General features: G+C 67.6%; 11 protein-coding genes. 10 read left to right on the top strand and 1 reads right to left on the bottom strand.

From position 1 onward, the window contains the following. Positions 1 to 66 precede the first annotated feature (66 nt). The 7 genes from SSP08S_RS01505 (at position 67) to SSP08S_RS01475 (ending at position 9,346) form a co-directional block, all read left to right on the top strand. Positions 67 to 1,539, top strand: a complete 1,473-nt coding sequence (locus tag SSP08S_RS01505) for a glycoside hydrolase family 18 protein (protein WP_019065805.1) — start codon at positions 67 to 69, stop codon at positions 1,537 to 1,539. A gap of 265 nt (positions 1,540 to 1,804) precedes the next feature. After that, positions 1,805 to 3,103 (top strand): ABC transporter substrate-binding protein, encoded by a 1,299-nt coding sequence (locus SSP08S_RS01500; RefSeq protein ID WP_019065804.1) that lies wholly within the window; start codon positions 1,805 to 1,807, stop codon positions 3,101 to 3,103. Beyond that, positions 3,100 to 4,080 carry a carbohydrate ABC transporter permease gene (locus SSP08S_RS01495; protein WP_019065803.1) on the top strand — a complete coding sequence of 327 codons (981 nt, stop codon included), beginning with the start codon at positions 3,100 to 3,102 and terminating at the stop codon, positions 4,078 to 4,080. The genes SSP08S_RS01500 and SSP08S_RS01495 overlap by 4 nt, the downstream gene beginning before the upstream one ends. Then, positions 4,077 to 4,970, top strand: a complete 894-nt coding sequence (locus SSP08S_RS01490; protein ID WP_019065802.1) for a carbohydrate ABC transporter permease — start codon at positions 4,077 to 4,079, stop codon at positions 4,968 to 4,970. Before SSP08S_RS01495 ends, SSP08S_RS01490 begins: the two co-directional genes overlap by 4 nt. A gap of 41 nt (positions 4,971 to 5,011) precedes the next feature. Further along, the gene (locus SSP08S_RS01485; RefSeq protein ID WP_019065801.1) at positions 5,012 to 6,328 is read left to right on the top strand and encodes a glycoside hydrolase family 36 protein; all 1,317 of its coding nucleotides are present in this window, start codon (positions 5,012 to 5,014) and stop codon (positions 6,326 to 6,328) included. Then, positions 6,325 to 8,325 (top strand): beta-galactosidase, encoded by a 2,001-nt coding sequence (locus SSP08S_RS01480; protein ID WP_019065800.1) that lies wholly within the window; start codon positions 6,325 to 6,327, stop codon positions 8,323 to 8,325. Before SSP08S_RS01485 ends, SSP08S_RS01480 begins: the two co-directional genes overlap by 4 nt. Positions 8,326 to 8,812: 487 nt before the next feature. Beyond that, entirely contained in the window at positions 8,813 to 9,346 is a 534-nt protein-coding gene (locus tag SSP08S_RS01475; RefSeq protein ID WP_158697119.1) for a hypothetical protein, read from the top strand. A gap of 43 nt (positions 9,347 to 9,389) precedes the next feature. Here the strand turns inward: SSP08S_RS01475 and SSP08S_RS01470 are convergent, their stop codons facing one another. Next, on the bottom strand, positions 9,390 to 10,079 hold the full coding sequence (locus SSP08S_RS01470) for a hypothetical protein (protein WP_019065798.1): 690 nt from the start codon (positions 10,077 to 10,079) through the stop codon (positions 9,390 to 9,392). Between the two features lie 381 nt (positions 10,080 to 10,460). On the opposite strand from SSP08S_RS01470, the gene SSP08S_RS01465 reads away from it, so the two are divergent. The 3 genes from SSP08S_RS01465 (at position 10,461) to SSP08S_RS61555 (ending at position 22,175) form a co-directional block, all read left to right on the top strand. Next, positions 10,461 to 14,084: a laminin G domain-containing protein gene (locus tag SSP08S_RS01465; RefSeq protein WP_439654568.1), complete on the top strand. Its 3,624-nt coding sequence runs from the start codon at positions 10,461 to 10,463 to the stop codon at positions 14,082 to 14,084. A 121-nt stretch (positions 14,085 to 14,205) separates the two neighbouring features. Beyond that, positions 14,206 to 21,246, top strand: a complete 7,041-nt coding sequence (locus SSP08S_RS01460) for a polymorphic toxin-type HINT domain-containing protein (protein ID WP_019065796.1) — start codon at positions 14,206 to 14,208, stop codon at positions 21,244 to 21,246. Then, positions 21,246 to 22,175: a hypothetical protein gene (locus SSP08S_RS61555; RefSeq protein ID WP_158697118.1), complete on the top strand. Its 930-nt coding sequence runs from the start codon at positions 21,246 to 21,248 to the stop codon at positions 22,173 to 22,175. Before SSP08S_RS01460 ends, SSP08S_RS61555 begins: the two co-directional genes overlap by 1 nt. Positions 22,176 to 22,185: the final 10 nt, after the last annotated feature.

Below are 22,185 nucleotides of genomic sequence, written 5' to 3'. Positions count from 1 at the left end.
TTGCCCGATTCCGGATCGCTAGCGTGCTGCCGCACCCCACCCCCGTACGGCGAAGGCAGGCACGCGATGAGCACCCACCGGCGCAGGATCAGCAAGAGAAACAAGGTGATCGGCGGAGCGGTCGCCGCCGCGGTGGTCGGCGGCGGCGCGATCCTGCTGACCGGCGTCGCCCAGGCGGCGAGCGTCGGCGCGGCCTACACCAGGACCAGCGAGTGGTCGACCGGGTACACCGCCCAGTACGTCGTCACCAACACCACCGGTGCCAGGAAGGCGGACTGGACGCTGCAGTTCGACCTGCCGTCCGGTTCGAAGCTCAGCTCGCTGTGGAACGCCGAGTCGAGCGTGAGCGGGCAGCACGTCACCGTGAAGCCGCCGAAGTGGGACACGGACGGGCTCGCGGCCGGCGAGTCGGTCACGGTCGGCTTCGTGGTCAACGGCACCGGCCAGCCCACGAGTTGTCTCATCGACAACGCCAAGTGCTCGGCCGACGGCACCGCGACCCCCGAGCCGACCGGCCGCCCGACGGGGACCCCCACGCCGACGCCGACGCCCACCGCCACCGTCAAGCCGACGCCCACGCCCACGCCGACTCCGACGGCCACGCCCACCCCCACTCCGACCCCGACCCCGAGCGGCGGCACCACGGCCGCCGGAGGCTTCGCCCCCTATGTCGACACCTCCCTCTACCCGGCCTTCGACCTGCTCGGGAACGTCACCGCGACCGGAGTGAAGAACTACAACCTCGCCTTCGTCCTGGACGGCGGCGGCTGCACCCCCAAGTGGGGCGGGGTGACGGACCTCGCGAGCGACGGCGTGGCCTCCCAGATCGGCGCGCTGCGCGCCAAGGGCGGCGACGTACGGGTCTCCTTCGGCGGCGCGGCCGGCTCCGAGCTGGCGACGACGTGCGGTTCGGTGAGCGCGCTGGCGAGCGCCTACGGCAAGGTCGTGGACACGTATGGCCTCACCAAGGTCGACTTCGACATCGAGGGCGCCGCGCTGCCCAACACGGCGGCGAACACGATCCGCGCCCAGGCGATAGCCAAACTCCAGCAGCAGCACCCGAATCTGGACGTCTCCTTCACCCTCCCGGTGATGCCCGAGGGCCTTACTCAGGACGGTGTGAACCTGCTCTCCAACGCCAAGTCCAACGGCGTGAAAATCGGCACGGTCAACATCATGGCGATGGATTACGGACCGGCCTACAGCGGAGATATGGGAACGTACTCAGAGCAAGCGGCTACAGCGACTCAGGCCCAAGTCAAGAGTGTTCTCGGGCTCTCTGAAAGCGCTGCATGGAAAGCGATTTCTGTCACTCCGATGATCGGTGTGAACGACGTGTCATCGGAGGTCTTCAAGGTCGACGACGCGACCCAGCTCGTCGCTTTCGCCAAGGCGAAGGGGCTCGGCGGCGTCTCGATGTGGTCCGGGGCCCGCGACAAGCAGTGCGCGGGAGGGGCCAAGCCCACCGCCGACGCGACCTGCAGTTCGATCGTGCAGGCCCCGTCCGCCTTCTCCAAGGCCTTCTCCGCCTTGCAGTAGTCGCCCCATGTGCCCCGGGAGCCCCTCGCGGCTCCCGGGGCCCCAGTCGCCCCGCAGCGGACGTATGGCCACTCGGCTGTACGTCCGCTTCTCTTGCTGGTGCGTGTCGATTACGTTTCGACAAATGAAGGCGGCGGGTGTTGACGCATGACCAGACATGGGACTGTTATTACGCCACCGTGTTTGGTCGCGTTGGTTTCTGGTCGGTTACGACGACCTGGGGCGTGGCGCATTCCGGCCGAACCCTGTCCGTCAGGAGCCGTTCATGCCCGACTTCTCCCTCCCCGCCGCGAGCCGCCGTTCCGTCCTGCGCGGCATAGGCGGCGCCGCCGTCCTCGGAGCCGGTATCCCCCTGCTGAGCGCCTGTGGCAGCAGTGGCAGCGGGTCCGACTCGAAGACCGTGACGCTCGGGTCCAACGCGTCCGACGCCGTGCCGAAGAAGGCGTTCGCGAGCGTCTACGCGGACTTCAAGAAGACCTCCGGCATTACCGTCAAGGTCAACACGAAGGACCACAACACCTTCCAGGAGCAGATCAACTCCTACCTCCAGGGCACGCCGGACGACGTGTTCAACTGGTTCGCCGGGTACCGCATGCAGTTCTTCGCGGCCAAGAAGCTCGCCACCCCGATCGACGACGTGTGGGCGAAGATCGGGGACAACTTCCCCGACGCCATGAAGAAGCTCAGCAAGGGCGAGGACGGCAAGTACTACTTCGTGCCGCTGACCACGTACCCGTGGGCGATCTTCTACCGCAAGAGCGTCTTCGCGGCGAAGGGCTACACCGTCCCCACCACCTGGGACCAGCTGGTCGCGCTCTGCAAGCAGATGAAGAAGGACGGCCTCGTCCCGATCGCCTTCGGCGACAAGGACCAGTGGCCGGCGATGGGCACCTTCGACCAGATCAACTTCCGCCTCAACGGCTACGACTTCCACAAGGCGCTGATGGCGGGCACCGAGTCGTGGACCGACCCCAAGGTCAAGGCGGTCTTCGACCACTGGTCCGAGCTGCTCCCGTACCACCAGGAGGGCTTCATGGGCCGCACCTGGCAGGACGCGGCACAGGGCATCGTGTCGAAGAAGTCCGGCATGTACCTGCTGGGCTCCTTCGTGGCGCAGCAGTTCACCAACAAGGCCGACCTCGACGACCTCGACTTCTTCCCCTTCCCGGAGGTCAACTCCGCGTACGGCCAGGACACCGTCGAGGCGCCCACCGACGGCTTCATGGTCAGCAAGGCCCCGAAGAACCACGACGGTGTCGTGAAGCTCATGGAGTACCTGGGCACCCCGGCCGCCGAGGAGCTCTACCTCAAGACCGACCCGAGCGTGGTCGCCGCCTCCAGCAAGGCCTCCACCGCCGCGTACTCGCCGCTCCAGAAGAAGGCGTTCGACATGATCGGCGCCGCCAAGAGCCTCACCCAGTTCATGGACCGTGACTCCCGCCCGGACTTCACCTCGACGGTGATGCAGCCCGGACTGCAGAAGTTCCTCCAGAACCCCAAGGGCGTCGACAGTCTGCTGTCCTCGATCGAGCGCCAGAAGAAGACGATCTTCGCCTCCTCATGATCTCCGAGACGACTACGACGAGCCCGGAGGCGGAAGCCGTTCCGCCTCCGGGCCCCGCGCCTGCCAAGAAGCGGGTCCCGAAGGGCGCCAAGCGCCTGCTGACCCGCCGTGACCGCATCACGCTCGCCTTCATGGCGGGCGTGCCGACGGTCCTGCACGTGGCCCTGGTCTGGGTCACCGCCCTCGCCTCGATCGCCCTGGCCTTCACCAGCTGGGACGGCATCGGCTTCGACTCGATCAAGTGGGTCGGGCTGGACAACTTCAAGCAGTTGTTCACCGACAACCCGCAGTTCTGGCCCGCCCTCGAGCACAACATCATCTGGTTCGTCGTGCTCATCCTGCTGCCGACGCCCTTCGGCCTGTTCCTGGCCGTGCAGCTGGACAAGAAGATCCGCTTCAGCCGCGTCTACCAGACCGCGTTCTTCCTGCCGGTCGTCATGTCCCTGGCGGTCACCGGCTTCGTCTGGCAGCTGATCTACAACCCGGACACCGGCCTGATCAACAGCCTCATCGGGGCCAACAAGCCCGGCCACTACATCGACTGGATCGGCGACCCCAAGCTCAACCTGTGGGCCGTCCTGATCGCCGCCTCCTGGCGGCACGCCGGCTACATGATGATCCTGTACCTGGCCGGCCTCAAGGGCGTCGACCCGTCCCTGCGGGAGGCCTCCGCACTGGACGGCGCGAACGAGTGGCAGACGTTCAAGAACGTCATCTTCCCGACGCTGCGCCCCACCAACACGGTCGTCCTGGTCGTCACGATCATCGAGTCGCTGCGCGCCTTCGACCTGGTCTTCGTCTTCAACAAGGGCGCCCAGGGCACCGAGCTGCTGTCGATCCTGATCACCAACAACATCATCGGCGAGTCCAGCCGGATCGGTTACGGCTCCGCGATCGCCGTCGTCCTGCTGGTCATCTCCCTCGCGGTCATCATTCCGTACCTGATCGCGACCTTCCGGAAGGAGCGGCGCGCATGACCACCCCCACCGCCGCGCTCGGCGTGAAGCAGCGCACCCCGCTCCGCCCCGCCCGGGTCCTGCTGCACACGTTCCTCGTCGTCACCTCGCTGGCCTGGCTCGCCCCGCTGCTGTGGGCGGTCTACGCGGCCCTGCGCCCGTACGCGGAGACCAGCAACAAGGGTTACGTCTCCTGGCCGGACACGCTGAACCTCGACAACTTCAAGAACGCGTTCCAGCAGTCCGACATGACGCACTACTTCGTCAACACACTGATCATCGCGGTCCCGGCCGTGCTGCTCACGCTGCTGCTGGCGTCGATGGTCGCGTTCTACGTCAGCCGGTTCGACTTCCGCTTCAACATCGCCCTGCTGCTGGTGTTCACGGCCGGCAACCTGCTGCCGCAGCAGGTCATCATCACCCCGCTGTACCGCCTGTACCTGCTGATCGACCTGCCCGGCATCACGATGAGCGGCAAGCTCTACGACTCCGCGCTGGGCCTCGTCCTCATCCATGTGGCGTTCCAGTCCGGCTTCTGCGCCTTCGTGCTCAGCAACTACATGCGGATGCTGCCGACCGAGCTGACCGAGGCGGCCCTGGTGGACGGCGCGTCCGTGTGGCGCCAGTACTGGCAGATCGTGCTGCCGCTGTGCAAGCCGGCGATGGCGGCCCTGGCCACCCTGCTCTCCATCTGGATCTACAACGACTTCTTCTGGGCGATCGTGCTGATCTCGACCGGCGAGAACATGCCGATCACCTCCGCCCTGAACAACCTCTCCGGCCAGTACTTCACCGACCCCAACCTGGTCGCGGCCGGCGCCCTGCTCACCGCGATCCCGACCCTGATCGTGTACTTCGCGCTCCAGCGCCAGTTCGTCAGCGGTCTCACGCTGGGCGCCAACAAGGGCTGACGCCACTCCGGTCCGGCCCTTCCCGTTGAAAGAGAACCACCGTGCACGACCACCCCTTCACCGCGCTCGCCTCCGTCCCCGTGAATCCGCGCACCGCCCGGGTCCACGAGGAGGGCTGGCAGTCCTGGAGCCCGAGCGGCGCCTACCCCCTCGGGGCGCGCCCGCACCGGCCAGCCAACGCCAACTGGGCGACGGTGTGCTACCGCCCAGGCGCCACCGTCCCGGCCGAAGTCTTCCAGGGCGAGGGTCTGCTCGCCCTCGACCCCGGCGACGGCTCACCGGCCCGCCTGTGGGCGGCGGTCGACCCCACCGGATCGGTCCCGTCGATCCGGCTGTCGGTCCGGGACGGGGTGGCTGAGCTCGCCGCCGACGGTCCGGTGAAGGAGTGGACGGGGACCGGCATCCAGTCGGTGCTGGGGGACTGGGCCGACAGCCTGGCCCTGCCGTCCCCCCGCCCCGCGCCCACGGTCTGGTGCTCCTGGTACGAGTACTTCACCGCCGTCACCGAGGAGGACATCCACGAGAACCTCCGCGCGATGGACACCCTCGACCTCCCGATCGACGTCGTCCAGATCGACGACGGCTACCAGAAGGCCCTGGGCGACTGGCTGACCCTCTCCGGCCGCTTCCGCTCCCGGGCCGGCATGGCCGACACGATCCGCGCGCGTGGCCGCAGGGCGGGCATCTGGACGGCCCCCTTCCTGGTCGACCCGGCGAGCGACCTGGCCGCCGAACACCCCGAGTGGCTGGTGCGCGACCCGGCCGGCGGCTTCGCCCACGCCGGCCGCAACTGGGGCCACGACCTCTGCGTCCTGGACCCCACCCACCCCGGCGCGGCGGCCTACCTGACCGAGGTCTACGCCACCCTGCGCACCGAGGGCTACGACTACTTCAAGGCCGACTTCCTCTACGCCGGCGCCCTGGACGGCGTACGCCACAAGGAAGTCGACGCCATCGAGGCCTACCGGGCCGGGATCGCCCTGATCCGCGAGGCGATCGGCCCGGACGCCTACCTCCTGGGCTGCGGCGCGCCGATCCTCCCCTCCCTCGGCCTCTTCGACGCGATGCGGATCAGCCCCGACACGGCACCGCACCGCCGCCCCGAGGCCGACGACTACTCCCAACCCGGCCAGGACTCCGCCGAGTTCACTGGATTCGCCCGCCAGTGGCAGCACGGCCGCCTCTGGACCAACGACCCCGACTGCCTGATGGCCCGCCCGGCCGTGGAGACCCGCGAACGCTGGGCCGCCCATGTCGAGGCCACCGGCGGCCTGATGGCGTCGAGCGACCGCCTGCTGTCGCTCGACCAGTGGGGCGTGGCGACAACCCGCCGCCTCCTGACGGGAGTTGAACGATGACCATTGCCTACGGCGGCGACTACAACCCCGAGCAGTGGCCCGAGGAGGTCTGGGCCGAGGACATGCGCCTGATGCGCGAGGCCGGGGTGACCATGGTCAGCATCGGCATCTTCTCGTGGGCACTGCTCGAACCGGCCGAGGGCGTCTACGACTTCACCCTCCTGGACAAGGTCCTGGACCTGCTCCAGCAGAACGGCATAGCCGCCGACCTGGCGACCCCGACGGCGGCACCCCCGGCCTGGTTCTTCCGCGCCCACCCGGAGGCCCTGCCGGTGGACCGCGACGGCCGGAGACTGTCGTACGGCAGCCGCCAGACGTTCTGCCCCTCAAGTCCCGCGTACCGTACGGCCGCCCTGCGCATCGCGGGCGAACTGGCGCGCCGCTACGCCGACCATCCCGCGGTCGCGATGTGGCACATCCACAACGAGTACGGCTGCCACAACCCGGCCTGCTACTGCGACGAGAGCGCCGAGGCGTTCCGGGTGTGGCTGCGCGCGAAGTACGGCGACAGCCTGCCGGCGCTCAACGACGCCTGGGGCACGGCCTTTTGGAGCCAGTGGTACTACGACTGGGCGGAGGTCCTGCCCCCGCGCGCGACGGGCGCGGTCCCCAACCCCACCCACCAGCTGGACTGGCGCCGCTTCTGCAGCGACGCGCTGCTGGCCCTGTACAAGGCCGAACGGGACGTACTGCGGGAGTCGGCCCCCGCGATCCCCGCCACCACCAACTTCATGGTGATGTTCAACTTCGACGCGCTGGACTACTGGCGCTGGGCACCGGAGTTGGACGTCGTCTCGAACGACCACTACCTCCGCTCCACGGACCCCGAGTCGGAGATCGACATCGCGATGAGCGGCGACCTGGTCCGCTCGCTGGCCGGTGGCCGTCCGTGGCTGCTGATGGAGCACTCCACGGGCGCGGTGAACTGGCAGCCGGTCAACAGGGCCAAGAACCCCGGTGAGTTGAGACGCAACGCGCTCGCCCATGTCGCGCACGGCGCGGACGGCATCGCCTACTTCCAGTGGCGGGCGGCGAAGGCGGGCGCCGAACAGTGGCACTCGGCGATGCTGCCGCACGCGGGCACGGACAGCCGGATCTGGCAGGACGTCGTCCAACTGGGCGCGGACCTGCGGGCGTTGGCGGAGGTGCAGGGCAGCACAGGCACGGCTGAGGTGGCTGTCGTCTGGGACTGGAACGCCCGCTGGGCCCTGGAACTCCCGTCCCAGCCGAGCGAGGAGGTCCGCTATCTGGACCAAGTCCGTTCCTGGTACGAGCCGTTGTGGCGCTCGGGCATCGCGGTGGACTTCGTCCGCCCCGATGCGGACCTGTCGCCGTACCGCCTGGTCCTGGCCCCCAGCCTGTACCTGGTGGACGACGCCGGCGCGGCCAACCTCTCCGACTTCGCGTCGTCCGGCGGCACACTCGCGGTGGGCTTCCACAGCGGGGCCGTGGACGAGAACTGCCATGTGCGGCTGGGGGGTTACCCCGGGGCGTTCCGAGAGACGCTGGGCGTTCGCTCGGACGAACTGTTCCCGCTCCTGCCAGACGAGTCGCTCGCGCTGAGTGGCGGCGGTACGGCGTCCCTGTGGTCGGAGCGGGTGGCGCTGGCGGGCGCCGACGCGATCACGTCGTACGCGGAGGGCCCGTTGACCGGAATCCCGGCGGTGACGCGGAACGCGTACGGCACGGGCACGACCTGGTACCTGGCCACGCACCCCGACCCGGCGACCCTCGCAGGACTCCTGGACCTCATCCGCCGCGAGGCGGGCGTGGAGCCGGTACGGGTGACTCCGGAGGGCGTGGAGGCGGTACTGCGGCGCGGTGCGGACGCGGACTATCTGTTCCTCATCGACCACGCGGGGACGGGCGCGGAGGTGCCGGTCGCGGCCGGGGCGGTCGAACTCCTCTCCGGGGAGCGGGTGTCGGGTGGCTCGGTGCGGATTCCGCCGGGCGGTGTGGTGGTGGTCCGGGAGAACAACCGGCCTTCGCTCACCTGACCGAATTCTCTTGCGTCTCCTTTTCAACTCCCTTGTCAAAAACCCGATTCGGCTGTCTGGCCGGTTCTTATGCCTGGCAATATGGGTGCCTTGAATCACGGGGGACGGGGAGATCATGGCTGTGGTTCCGCCTGGGCCGGGAGGTCCCATATCCGGTGGGCACAAAGCGGTGTGGATCAGCGCCGGGGCCGTGGTGTGTGCCGCGGTCATCGGAGCGACCGCGACCATTGTCTCCACGCGAAATCAGAACCCTGATCGCGGATTCACGGGTGCCGTGTCCACGCCCTCCAGCCCGGCCTCTTCTTCCCATACTCCATCCCCCTCTCATGCTTCGGCCTCTTCTCAGGCTCCGCCGGCTCCGCATGATCCGACCGCCGCGATGGTCACCCCGAGCGCATCCCCGAAGGAGGCCAAGTGCCATGCCCCGGGGGCCGTTTCGGTCAGTCCGCGCATCGTCACGGCCGATTCCGGGGCCGTACGGAGGGAGGTGGCCGGGGGTACCTACCGGCTCACGGTGAGCGGTTACACCTGGGCGGGTGTGTTCATCCCGCTGCCCGCCTCTCTGTGCGACTACCAGGTCGACCTGGACGCCGTACTCGGTGATCCCGTCGGCTCGGGGGCCGGTGTGGGCTGGGGATACGGGCTGGGGGCCTGCGACACCTGGACCGGTGCGTCGGCCCAGGGATTCACCATTCAGTACGCGAAGTACGAGGACGGTCAGTCGCGGGTGTCGGGGAATGCCGGCTGGTTCGCCATGCCGAATGTGAACGACGGGACCAGGGTTCCGCTGAAGCCGGACAATGCCGGTCACCACTGGATCATTCATGTGGACGGCCGGAGTGTGACGGTGGGAGACAACTACCAGCACCCGATCGGCCCCTACCCGCTGACCGCCTCGGCCGGTTCCACGGGCGCCGCCGCGTCCCTGCCCAAGGACTGCGAGAACAGCGGCATTTTCCTGCGGGTCTTCAATTCCGAAGCGGATTTCTCCGGAATCACCGTGCAGGCCGTCAAGCCGTAGACGGTCTTTGGGCGGCGCCATTTACGGTTTCCGGCCGTCCGGGTCAGAATCCCCCGGGCCCGCGGAACCCCCCGAACCCACCCGGTCCACCGGGCCCGCCGCCGAACATCCCGCCGCCCGGCCCGTGATGGTGGAAACCGTCGAAGAGCGCGTCCGCGAGCAGCATGCCTCCGACTCCCGCGGCGCCTGCGACGAGGGCGGTCTTCCACCACGGGGTGGTGTACCAACCCCCGGGCATGGAACGGCCGTTGACGACCCCGCCGGGGTAGTAGTACGGCGTGTTCGCACCGGGCCGCGCGGACGCGGTGTACGTCTGCCCGCCGACCGTGGCCTGCCCGCCGGCTCCCTGCGCGGGCAACTCGGGCCCCGGGTCGAGCCCCAGCGCGCCACGGGCGGTGCGGATGTGGTGCAGCCCCTCGATGGCGGTCTGCGTCACGAGCCCGTACTGCATGGGGGAGTAGGCGACGGCGAGTTGCCCCTCGGCGGCACGGTGCCGCTCGGCCGCGTCGGCGAGGGCCTGCCGGGCGGCGGTGTTGCCACCCGCGTCCAGCGTGGACAGACTCCCGCCGAGCCGCTCCACCCAGCGCGTGGCCTCGGCGCCCGCGTCGGCGTCGTAGACCTGCTGCGCGCTCCCGGCTCCGTACCCCGAACTCCCCCCGCCCGCCTGCCGTTTGCCGTAGGCGACCGCGCCGCCGACGATCAGGGCCAGTAGCACCAACACGATGAAAAGCATGACGTCCTCCCGTCCGCGCCGGGATCGAATCACCCCGTACGAGAGTGATCAGACGCCCCCGGGCTGAGCGGTCGCTGCGGGTGATCTGAGGGGCGACTGTGAGTCGCGGTGGGTCGGGGAGGTGTTCCTTTGCTTGCCTGAAGGTGAACGAACTAATCCATTGCCATAATGCGGTTCGGTTATTGCCTTACCTTGAAAGATTCCTTGTACATCGATTGAAGTGGCCCTGCCAGGCTTCTCGATCGCCAAGTGTTTGTGATGGGTGTGTCAAAACCACGGGGGTGGGTTGTGGGGGAGTCCGGGGGCAGACGTGTGCGGTCGGTGCGCACGGCGTGGCTGGCTGCAGTTGTTCTGTTGGTTCAACCCGTCGTGGCAGCTGCCATGAATCCGGCGGTGGCCGATGTGCAGGTCGCGGGGTCCAGCGCCGTGACGCCGCTTTCCGCCGAGGCGGCCGCCTCGCAGAAGGCTGTTGCGGACGGTTCTCCGGTCGAGGTCACCGATGACCGCACGGAGTACGAGACGACGTACGCCAATCCCGACGGCACGACATTCACCCGCGACCAGTCGACCGTGCCGGTGCGGGCGCGGCAGAGCGACGGGTCGTGGACGGCGCCCGACCCGACCCTCGTGGTACGGGCCGACGGGACGGTCGGTCCGAAGGCGGCCGTGGTGGATCTGGCGTTCTCCGGTGGCGGCGACGGCTCGGGGCTCGTGGACATCACCAGGAGCGGCAAGTCGCTGCGGCTGGGGTGGCCGGGGACGTTGCCCAAGCCGGCGCTGGACGGCGCGAACGCGGTCTACGCCGACGTACTCCCGGGCGTGGACCTGCGCATGACGGCGACGACCGAGGGCTTCCGCGAACTGCTCGTCGTGAAGACCCCCGAAGCCGCCGCCAATGCGGAGCTGAAGAAGATCTCCTTCTCCCTCCGGGCCGACGGACTGACGGTCGCGCCGACGAGCGGTGGCGGGATGACCGCCGTGGACGAGGACGCGCACTCGGTGTTCACGGCCCCTCCCGCGCTCATGTGGGACTCCCAGGGCGACGGCGCCACCACGGGGACGGCGACCCAGTTGGAGCGGTCGGCCGCGATGACGACGACCGCCACCCCGTCCCCGTCGGTCACCACGGACCCTTCCACCGGCACGAAGGGCGACGGAACGGCGGGGCCGGGCGACGGCGACGCGTCGGCGGTGCTGCCCGTGCAGGTCAGTTCGGACGCGCTGGCAGTGGTGCCGGACGCGACGCTGCTGGGCAACACCGACAGCAGCGCGTTCCCGGTCTACATCGACCCCAGCGTCGGCCTGGACCAGACGGCCCACACCTATCTGCGCTCGGACGGTGTCTCCGACTTCAACTGGAGCAACGGCAGCGACAACGAGGGCAAGGGCACGGGGCACTGCTCCTCGTGGAACGGGTACTACTGCGGTCCCGGCTACACCGAGCGGCTGTACTTCCAGTTCTCGCCGAGCGGACTGGCGGGCAAGAAGGTGCTGTCCGCGACGTTCAGGGCCACCGAGAGCTGGTCGTTCACCTGCGATGCGCGCTGGGTCGACCTGGAGCGCACCAGCAACATCTCGTCGTCCACCACTTGGGCCACCCGCCCCAACAACCTGGGGACGATGGCGACCGCCGACGTCTCGGCGGGCCGGAGCTCACTGTGCGATCCCTCGCAGCCGCCGGCTCCGATCGAGTTCACCGGCTCGAGCCTCACCACGACGGTGGGGAACTTCGCGGCGGGCAAGTTCTCCCGGCTGACGCTGTTGGTGAAGGCCCGGGACGAGACGGACACCAGTGCGTGGAAGCGGTTCCGGGACGACGCCGTGCTGTCGGTGACCTATGTGGGGCTTCCCGCCGTGCCGACCAAGGCCGGCATCGTGCAGAGCGGCGGTGTCACCTGTGAGGACGACTCCACCACCCCTGACGTGATCGGCAGTCCCACCCCCAGCCTGACCGCGAGGGTGTGGACCGCGACGGGCGGCGGCAGCGGGGCAAGCCTGCGCGCCCACTTCTACATCCAGCAGCAGAGCAGTGCCGGTGCCTGGTCGGTGGCGACCGAGCCGGTACGGCCCACCAGCGGCTACGTCGGCAATGGCGTCGTGCTCACCTACCCCTCGCCGATCGCGCTGACCGAGGGAACCCTGTACCGGTTCGCGGTGTTCAGCCGCTCGTACTACGACAGCGGCGACAGCTATCTGGAGTCGCACAGCACGGTGACCACGCAGGACTGGTGCTACTTCAAGGTGGACACCACCGGCCCGAAGGAACCCACGGTGTCCTTCGCGAGCGGAAGCCCCTACTCCGCGTGCACCGCCAACGCGTGTGCTCCAGGGGGCGGCCCGGGCGTACAGGGGCAGTTCACCTTCTCCCCGGCTTCCGGTGACACCAACACCGCCTACGAGTACAAGCTGGCGAGCTCCACCGTCTGGTCGAAGCCGATCTCCGGGAACGCTCCCACCGCGGGGATCACTCCCCAGGTGGCGGGCACGCAGCAACTGCAGGTGAAGGCGGAGGACAGTGCCGGGCGTTGGGGTCCGGCGGCGATCGTGAAGTTCAACGTCGCCGAGGGTAAACCGGCGATCGGCCGTTGGCACTTCGACGACGCGGCCCCGGGCTCCGGTGCGACCACCGCCGCGGACACGGCGACGGAGGGAACCAGGCACCCGGCCACGCTGTACAACACGGGCTCGGGCTGGTCCTCGCTGGCCCGCAGTGGCGACGGCGACCGGTCCCTGTGGCTGAACGACACCTCCGACGCCACACGCCAGACCGGGTACGCGGCCACCGCCACTCCGGTGGTCAACACGCAGTCGTCGTTCACCGTCTCGGCCTGGGCCTACCTGTCGGACACCTCCGACTACCGCACGGTCCTGTCGGAGACCGGCAGCGACGGATCCGGGTTCGCGCTGTACTACTCGCCGGGCGTCCAACGGTGGGTGTTCCTGTGGAACTGGTACGAGGGCGAGGGCGCGAGCAGGGTCCGTAAGTATCTGGGTGCGAACGCCGACGTCGCCGGTGTGCCGCTGAAGTCGTGGACGCATCTGACAGGCGTCTACAACTCCGATGCGCGCACCATCTCCTTGTACGTCAACGGCCGTTTGCAAGGTTCCCCGGTGCAGCTGCCCGTCACCTCGGACGCCAAGGCCTCCGATGGCACCCTGCAGTTCGGCCGGGCCAACTTCAGTGCGGTGACGCCCAGCTATGTGAACTACTGGCACGGCCGGATCGACGAAGTGGCCGTCTGGCAGCGGGACTTGACGGAGGAAGAGAACGGGATCGCCACCGAGGACCGGCTCCTGGACTCCGACGGCAAGGCGAGCACAGAGCTGATGGGAGCGTGGAACCCCGACGGTGCCACGGGCACGACACTGGCGGACTCCACCTCCGGATACGGCCGCACGCTCACGCTGTCCGGCGGGGCCTCCCTCGACGGCAAGGGGATCGTCCTGAACGGAACGGGAGGCGCGGCCACCGCCCCGGGGCCGGTCATCGACGACACGGCCTCTTTCACCGCCACCACCTTGGTCGACGTGGACAGCGACGCCCTGTTGACCAAGCCTGTCGGCTACACGGCCCAGGTCGTCGGCCAACGGGGCGCGGACGGATCCGCTTGGGGGTTCTGGTACCAGCTGACCAGGTTCGGCACCGATCTGGACACCGGCGCGGCGATCCCGGTCGGCAAGTGGTACTTCGGCCGACTGAACAGCGACGGCAGTTTCACCGGCGTGGTCTCCGACGAGAACGCCGAACTCGGCAGCCCGGTACGGATGACCGGCACGTACGACGCCCCGTCCGGCACGGTCCACTTCTATCTCGGCCCCGACGAGAACGACGGCGACACCACCCATCCCTATACGGCGGTGGCCGGATCCGGCGACTTCGCGGCCGGTGAGGGATACGTCGGCGGGGCGTGGGCCCACTACCTGCCAGGAAAGATCACCGACATCAGGCTCTGGGCCGGCGCCATGGCCGACCAGCAGCAAATCGTCGACACCGTCGGGGACTGATCCACTCAAGTCCCCTTGTTTCCACACGATTTGGCGTCCACGGGTGGCCCGCACAGCGGGTCCCGGGACGCGTACTCGGCACGTGTCGTCCCACCCGGCTTGATCGCATGGAGGTCCCGTCATGAGTTCCGGCATGAAAGCCCGCTGGATCCGCAGCGCCCTGATCCGCGGTGTGCTGACGCCACGGCGTGCCCAGGCACGGGGGCGGAGCGCACAACGCGGCCGGATCCCGGTGGTCGCGGCGTTGTCCATGGCACTGATGGCCTCGGCCGGGCTGGCGGCGCCGGTTGCCCAGGCCGCAAGTACCGGTCTGGGCAAGCCGGTTGTGCCCAAGCAACGGGTCGACAAGGTACGGACGAACTCCGATCCGGGCGCGAAGCAGGCCCGCGCCCGGATCGCGAGAACCAAGGCCGCCAACGCGGCCCAGGCCAAGCGAGCACGCACCCCACAGCACATCGCATGGCCCACCGCCGCCGCGACGACCAGGCAGATATCCGGGCAGGGCACGGCGGCGAAGCTGACGGCTGGAGGACTCCCGGTCACGGTCGCCCCGGCCAAGGGGACCGACACCGCGACCGGCCAGGTCCAGGTACGGGTCTTCGGCCAGCAACAGGCCAAGGACGCCGGCGTCAAGGGTGTACTGCTGACCGCGGCGGCCACCGAGCCGGGTTCCGCCCAACTGACCGTCGACTACTCGGCGTTCGCCGCAGCCTACGGCGGCGACTGGGCGGGCCGCCTGCGCCTGGTCCAACTCCCCGCCTGCGCCCTGACCACTCCGCGCAAGGCCGGCTGCCGTACCCAGATCCCGCTCGACTCACGTAACGACACCGGCGGGCAGACCTTGACGGCCAAGGTCGGTCTGGGAGAGGTCGGCGACACGGGCCGGACATCGCAGACCTCCCTGTCGGCCGCCGCCACGGCCTCCTCGGCGACCGTGCTGGCCGCGACCGCCACCGGGGAATCGGCGTCGGGCTCCGGCAACTACGCGGCCAGCAAGCTTTCGGCGTCGTCCAGTTGGGAGGCGGGCAGCGCATCGGGAGCGTTCACCTGGTCGTACCCCCTCAGCACTCCGCCGTCGGCCGCCGGCCCGGCCCCGGACCTTTCACTGTCGTACGACTCGGGAAGCATCGACGGCAGGACGGCGTCGACGAACAACCAGGGGACGCAGGTCGGCGAGGGCTTTGAGGACGTCGGGTCCTCTTATGTCGAGCGGTCCTACGGCTCGTGCGACGACGACGGCCAGGACGGCAAGTACGACGAGTGCTGGAAGTACGACAACGCCTCGCTGGTGCTGAACGGCAAGTCGACCGAGCTGGTCAAGGACGACACCAAGGGTGTCTGGCGGCTCAAGGACGACGACGCCTCCACGGTCACCCACTCCACCGGTGCCGACAACGGCGACGAGGGAGACTCCGGCGTCGACGGTGCGGGCGAGTACTGGACGGTCACGACCGGCACGGGCACGAAGTACGTCTTCGGCCAGAACAAGCTGCCCGGCGCGGACACCCAGCGCACCAACTCCGTATGGACGGTACCGGTGTTCGGCGACGACTCCGGCGAGCCGGGATACGCCGACGGAACCTCGTTCGCGGGCCGCGCGCTGAACCAGGCCTGGCGCTGGAACCTGGACTACGTCGTCGACACGCACGGCAACGCGATGTCGTACTGGTACACCCCAGAGACCAACTACTACGCCAAGAACGGCGCGACCACCGGCACCGCCCAGTACACGAGGGGCGGTTACCTCACCAAGATCCTCTACGGTCAGAACAAGGACACCCTGTTCACCGGCACCGCCTCGGACGAGGTCACCTTCGGCTACGACGAGCGGTGCACCGCGTCGGACTGCTCCTCGCTGACCTCCTCGACCGCCTCCAACTGGCCCGACGTGCCGTTCGACTCGGTCTGCGCGTCCGGAGCGGACTGCAACGCGAGCGGCCCGTCGTTCTTCACGCGTAAGCGGCTGACCAGCGTCGAGACCGACGCCTGGTCGGCAACAGACAGTCGTTACACGGCAGTTGACTCCTGGGCGCTCACCCAACAGTTCCTGGACCCCGGCGACATCGGGAAGGGCGCCGACAAGACCCTCACCCTGGCGAGCGTCCGGCACACCGGCAAGAACGGCACCGCCATCACCCTGGACCCGGTGACGTTCGCCTACCAGATGAGGCCCAACCGGGTCGACTCGTCCTCCGACAACATCCTGCCGCTGAACCGGCCCCGCATCACGGGCATCGTCTCCGAGACCGGCGCGATCACCAGCGTGACGCTGTCCGACCCGGAGTGCGTGGCGGGCTCGAACATGCCGTCGTCCGAGGACAACGACACGATGAGCTGCTACCCGACCTACTGGCACAAGAACGGCGCCACCGAAGCCACCCTGGACTGGTTCAACAAGTACCGCGTGCTGGACGTCATCACCTCCGACCCCACCGGGTACGGCCAGACGACGGAGAACCACTACAGCTACTCCGGCCCGGCCTGGCACTACTCCAACGACCCGCTGACCCCGGCCGACGAGCGCACCTGGTCCGACTGGCGCGGCTACCGCACGGTCACGTCCGTCAAGGGCGCCGCCGGCACCACCCAGTCCAAGACCGTGTCCGTCTACCTCCAGGGCATGGACGGCGACAAGAAGAAGGACGGCACGACCCGCTCGGTCTCCGTCCCGGGCGTCGGCTTCACGGGCCTGACCGTGCCGGACCAGACCGACTACGACCGTTTCTCGGGCTTCACCCGTGAGCAGATCACCTATAACGGCACCACTCCCGTGTCGGTCACGGTCAACGACCCCGGGTCCCAGCTGACCGCCAGCCAGCAGAAGTCGTACGCCAACATCGAGGCCTACTTCATCCGCACCTACAAGACCCAGACCTCGACCTACCTGACGGCGGCCTCCGCCTGGCGAACCCGCAGCGTGACGACCACGTACGACACCTACGGCATGCCCACCGCCGTCTACGACGCGGGCGACACGGCCGTCACCGGCGACGAGACCTGCACCCGCACCTGGTACGCCCGCAACGACACACTCGGCATCAACTCCCTGGTCTCCCGCACCCGGGTGGTCGGCCGCGCCTGCACCACCGCCGAGACCGACCTGAGCCTTCCCACCTCGTCTGCCGGCCGCGGGGACGTGCTCTCCGACACGGCCACGGTCTACGACAGCACCACCGCGACGGCCTGGACGGCCTCGCAGACGCCGACCCTGGGCGACGCCACCTGGACCGGACGCGCCTCCGCCTATCCGGCGACGGTCACCAGCGGCGAGCGGTACCCGACCTCCTGGCAGACGGTCTCCAAAGGCACGTACGACACTCTGGGCCGCACTCTGACCGCGACCGACGCGACAGGCGACGTCACCACCACGGCCTACACCCCGACCACCACCGGGCCGGTCACCAAGATCACGATCACCAACCCCAAGAGCCAGAAGAGCTACACGTACCTCGACTACGCCCGCGGCTCGGTAGTGATGTCCTACGACGTCAACAGCAAGTTGACCGAGTCCACGTACGACGCCCTGGGCCGAGTCACAGCCGTCTGGCTGCCCAACCGCTCCCGCGCCGACGAGTACGGCCCCAACTACACCTACGCCTACTCGGTCACCAACAGCGCCACACCGTGGGTCTCCACCTCGTCCATCCGTGCCGATGGCGTCTACAACACCAGCTACACGATCTACGATTCGTTGCTGCGCCCACTTCAGACCCAGTCCCCGACGGCGAACGGCGGCCGGCTGCTGACCGACACCCGCTACGACAGCCGAGGCCTGGCCTACGAGACGTACGCCGACGTCTTCGACTCCTCCGCCACTCCCTCCGGCGCGTACGCGCAGGCCGTCTACGGCGGGGCACCCAAGCAGACCGACATCGTCTTCGACGGAGCCGAGCGTCCGACCACCAGCACGCTGTACGTCTACGGCGTCAAGAAGTGGTCCACGACCACCAGTTACACCGGTGACTCCACCGCCACCACCGCCCTCGCGGGCGGCTCCGCGGTACGCACCATCACCGACGTCTTCGGCCGCACCACCGAACGCCGCGACTACGCGGGCACCGACCCGGCCGACACCGACTACGGCGCGGGCGTCGGCGCCGCCTCCACCAAGACGAAGTACAGCTACACCCGCGACAGCAAGCCCGACACCGTCACCGGCCCGGACAACACCAAGTGGTCATACACCTATGACCTGTTCGGCCGCCAGCTCACGGCGACGGACCCGGACGAGGGAACGACCACCACCTCGTACACCGACCTTGACCAGATCGCGACCACCACCGATTCCCGCAACTCCACGCTCCTCTACGGCTACGACGTACTCGGCCGCAAGACGGACGAGTGGCAGACGTCGAAGACCGACGCCAACAAACTCGCCCACTGGGCCTACGACACCCTGCTCAAGGGCCAGTTGGACTCATCGACCCGCTATGTGGGCGGGGTGTCCGGGACGGCCTACACCAAGAAGGTCACCGCTTACGACACCCTGAACCGGCCCACGACCACACAACTCGTCCTGCCGTCCAACGACCCGATGGTCAGTGCGGGAGCGATCGCGGCCACGACGAGTTTCTCGACGCACTACAACCTCAGCGGAACCCAGCAGTACATCTCCGAACCCGCGGCCGGCGGCCTGTCCGCGGAAACCGTCAACATCGACTACGACGCGGTCGGCCTGCCCACCGCCGTCAGCGGCACCAGCGGCTACCTCCTCGGGGCCGGCTACTCCGCCACCGGCCAGACCAACCAGCTCACCCTCGGCACCTCCTCGGCCGCCGGCACCAAGAAGGCCTACATCACCAACGCCTGGGAGGAAGGCACCGACCGCCTCAAGCAGTCGGCCGTCACCGACCAGACCCACAACTACGAACTGCAGGAACTGAACTACGCCTACGACGACGCGGGCGACGTCACCTCCATCACCGACCCCACCACCCTCGGCGGCACCGCCGCGGCCGACTACGAGTGCTTCACCTACGACGGCCACCAACGCCTGACCGAGGCATGGACCCCCGCCACGGCCGACTGCTCCGCAACGGGCCGCACCACCACGAACCTCGGCGGCGCATCCCCCTACTGGACCTCGTACAGCTATACGGACAGCGGCCTGCGCTCGACGGAGAAGACCCACACGTCAACCGGCGACAGCACCAAGAACTACTGCTACAGCAACGCCACTCATCCCCACGCGCTGACCGCCACCACGCTGTCCCCGTGCACGGGAGTCACCGCCACCTACGTCTACGACGCCACCGGCGACACCACGACCCGCCCCAACGGCACCGACACCCAGTCCCTCACCTGGACTTCCGAGGGCCAACTCGACACCCTCACCGAGAAATCCAGCACCGGCACCACGAAGAGCACCACCAGCCACGTCTACGACGCAGACGGCACCCTGCTGATCCGCCGCAACGCGAGCGGCGAGAGCGTCCTCTACCTGGACGACGGCACCGAGGTCCACCTCGACACGTCCACGTCCACCGCCAAGTACTGGGCGCAGCGGTACTACAGAGTGGGTGGCCAGACCATCGCACTCCGCACCAACAAGACCGGCACCCAGACGCTTAGTTGGCTCGCCGGCGACCAGCACGGCACCAGCAGCCTCTCCATCGACGCCACCACCCAGGCAGTCACCAAGCGCTACATGACCCCGTTCGGCGCCGCACGCACCGGTGGCACCGGTGTCTGGGCCGACGACAAGACCTTCCTCGACAAAACCACCGACGCCACCAGCGGCATCACCTACATCGGCGCCCGCGAATACGACTCCACCACTGGCCGCTTCCTCAGCGTCGACCCCGTCCTCGACACCGGCGACGCCCAATCCCTCAACGGCTACACCTACGCCGACAACAACCCCGTCACTGGCAGCGACCCCACGGGGCTGATGAATGAGGGCGGATCAAACGGCGACGGAGGGAACAAGCAGTGCCCGCCCTTCTGCAGCGCCGACGGTCAGCCGCATGGCCCCAGTACTTCCACCGGGGGCAGTAACAGGAATCCCGACGGCAGCCGCGGCGGCGGCACCGCCTCCTCGAACAGCCAGGGCAACGTCAACGGAGGTGGCGGTGGCGTCTCGGGCTGGGTCAGTGATGTCGCCAAAACCTTCGTAGGCCAGGCCAAATCGACCGTCGTCGCCATCTTCCAAGCCCCCGTTCAGCAGATCCTCACGGACAAGCACTGCTTGGTCGACGGCGACGGCTGCACAGACCTGCTCACCCAGCTGCTCATGAGCTCCAATCCGGCCCTCGCCGGCGCGGTAGCGGTGACATCGCGCGGCGAGGAGATTTACGGCGACTACGCGGCCGGCAAGAGCGCCGAAGGCACCGGAAAGCTGCTATTCGACATAGCCCTGCTCCTGGGAACGCGAGGCGTCGGCGCCGAGGCCGAGGGCGAAGTCGGCGTAAGCAAAGTCATTCCGTGCAGTTTCACCCCCTCCACTGCGGTCCTGATGGCGGACGGCAAGACCAAGCCCATCGGTGACATCAAGAGCGGCGACAAGGTCGAGGCCGCCGACCCTGCTAACGGCAAGCACCAGGGCCTCCATACGGTCACGGCCACTCACGTCAACCACGACTACGACCTCGTCGACGTCAAGATCCAACTGGTCGACGGAAAGACGGAGACCGTCCACACCACGTCCAAGCACCCCTTCTGGGACGACACCCTCCACACTTGGGTCCCCGCCGGCCAACTCCTCGCAGGCCACGCCCTCAATACCGCCGACGACCACCACGTCCACGTCACCGTCGTCACCCCACGACCCGGCGACCGCGACATGTACAACCTCACGGTCGAGGAACTGCATACGTACTATGTGCTGGCCGGGACAACACCGGTCCTGGTACACAATTGTGCGGCCCGCGGGAAGATCGGTCGGCAGCTTGATCCGGGCCAAGCGGACGATCTGGCAAAGTGGATGGGTTACGCAAAGACAGGTCAGAAGTCCGCCGGAGGGTCGATGATCTGGCGCGCGGGCAAGGGGGCGAGCGGGCCGGCATTCATTGCGGAAGACATGACAGGGCACTTGGGTGGGATCTTTAAGGGGGCCAAGAAGGCGAGTGACCTTCTCAGTTCTGGAAAAGTCCTCCGCTCGGGTACCTTTGGGATTGGCGATCTTGGGGGCGGGAAGTACGGATTGAGTTGGATTGGAGAATAGTGAAGCAGCTGATAATCCGAGTCGATGAACCAGGTGGTGAGACCGACCTCCAGGCAGGCTTCTCTTCGGTCTCTCTCTCCGGCCTCGATGGAGGCATGAGCCTGGATGAATATGCGCGCATCGAGGGGCTCTTCATTGAGTTGTTCAATCGAACCCTTGATGGAGTTGGGGCTGAAACCGTGGTTGTTGCGGAGCCTACCTTGGATGGGCCAGCGCCAGCGTGGATTCAGAAGCTCCGTAATGGCTCCGGACTTACAAGAAAGCAAGCGGAGTCTATTCTCCGAGGGATGCTTCGCGGAAACCGGGTGGGTTGCGTGATGGAAGTCAAGGAACTTCCAATGCGCATAAGTGTAGGATTTGATTTCGGTCTGACCGTCGATTTGGCTGAAGAGCTCCTCGGATTCATCGAGGAGCTGCTTCCGACCGGTCTTCACGTTGCTCTCGCGCAAGAGTTTCCGGCCGTCGGTCTGGAGACCAGGGTGGCCGATGACAAATTCTGGAGCGAAGCGTTCTCTGCTTTTCCGTCAAGCAAGATTCTTATCATTGAGAAATTTGCCTACGGGAGGTTTGGTGAGAACTGGTACTGGGCCCTTCCTGGCGACCTAAGCGCCGTCCGCGGAAGAATCGGTGAAAATTCTCTAGTGATGCTGGTGGAGTTTCCAGATTTCGAATCGTTCGTTCCTGGAAACTATTTTGACGAGCTCACCATTGAGTCCGTAAATCAGCTGGATGTGCGTTATTTTCGATTTTCCGACAACCAGCATGATTTGTCGGTCAGGCCACTGCTCTCCACTGAATTCTCTGCTGATCCCGCGCTCTGGGATGCGCGAATCTGGCTCGTCCCGGCCAATCTGGATTTTGCAGGAGAGAAGCACACGGCAGTGCTGCCTGATCGGGACGGGAGAATTCAGGCACGATGGCTCGCCTAGTACTCCAGCT

The organism is Streptomyces hokutonensis, assembly GCF_000376565.1.
Lineage (GTDB): Bacteria > Actinomycetota > Actinomycetes > Streptomycetales > Streptomycetaceae > Streptomyces > Streptomyces hokutonensis.
Note: the sequence above shows the minus strand (reverse complement) of the source record. Positions and strands in the feature narration are given on the sequence as shown.

Coding starts and splice junctions, on each gene's coding strand:
- SSP08S_RS01505 (WP_019065805.1), top strand. CDS start 67: ATGAGCACCCACCGGCGCAGGATCAGCAAGAGAAACAAGGTGATCGGC.
- SSP08S_RS01500 (WP_019065804.1), top strand. CDS start 1,805: ATGCCCGACTTCTCCCTCCCCGCCGCGAGCCGCCGTTCCGTCCTGCGC.
- SSP08S_RS01495 (WP_019065803.1), top strand. CDS start 3,100: ATGATCTCCGAGACGACTACGACGAGCCCGGAGGCGGAAGCCGTTCCG.
- SSP08S_RS01490 (WP_019065802.1), top strand. CDS start 4,077: ATGACCACCCCCACCGCCGCGCTCGGCGTGAAGCAGCGCACCCCGCTC.
- SSP08S_RS01480 (WP_019065800.1), top strand. CDS start 6,325: ATGACCATTGCCTACGGCGGCGACTACAACCCCGAGCAGTGGCCCGAG.
- SSP08S_RS01470 (WP_019065798.1), bottom strand. CDS start 10,079: ATGCTTTTCATCGTGTTGGTGCTACTGGCCCTGATCGTCGGCGGCGCG.
- SSP08S_RS01465 (WP_439654568.1), top strand. CDS start 10,461: ATGAATCCGGCGGTGGCCGATGTGCAGGTCGCGGGGTCCAGCGCCGTG.
- SSP08S_RS01460 (WP_019065796.1), top strand. CDS start 14,206: ATGAGTTCCGGCATGAAAGCCCGCTGGATCCGCAGCGCCCTGATCCGC.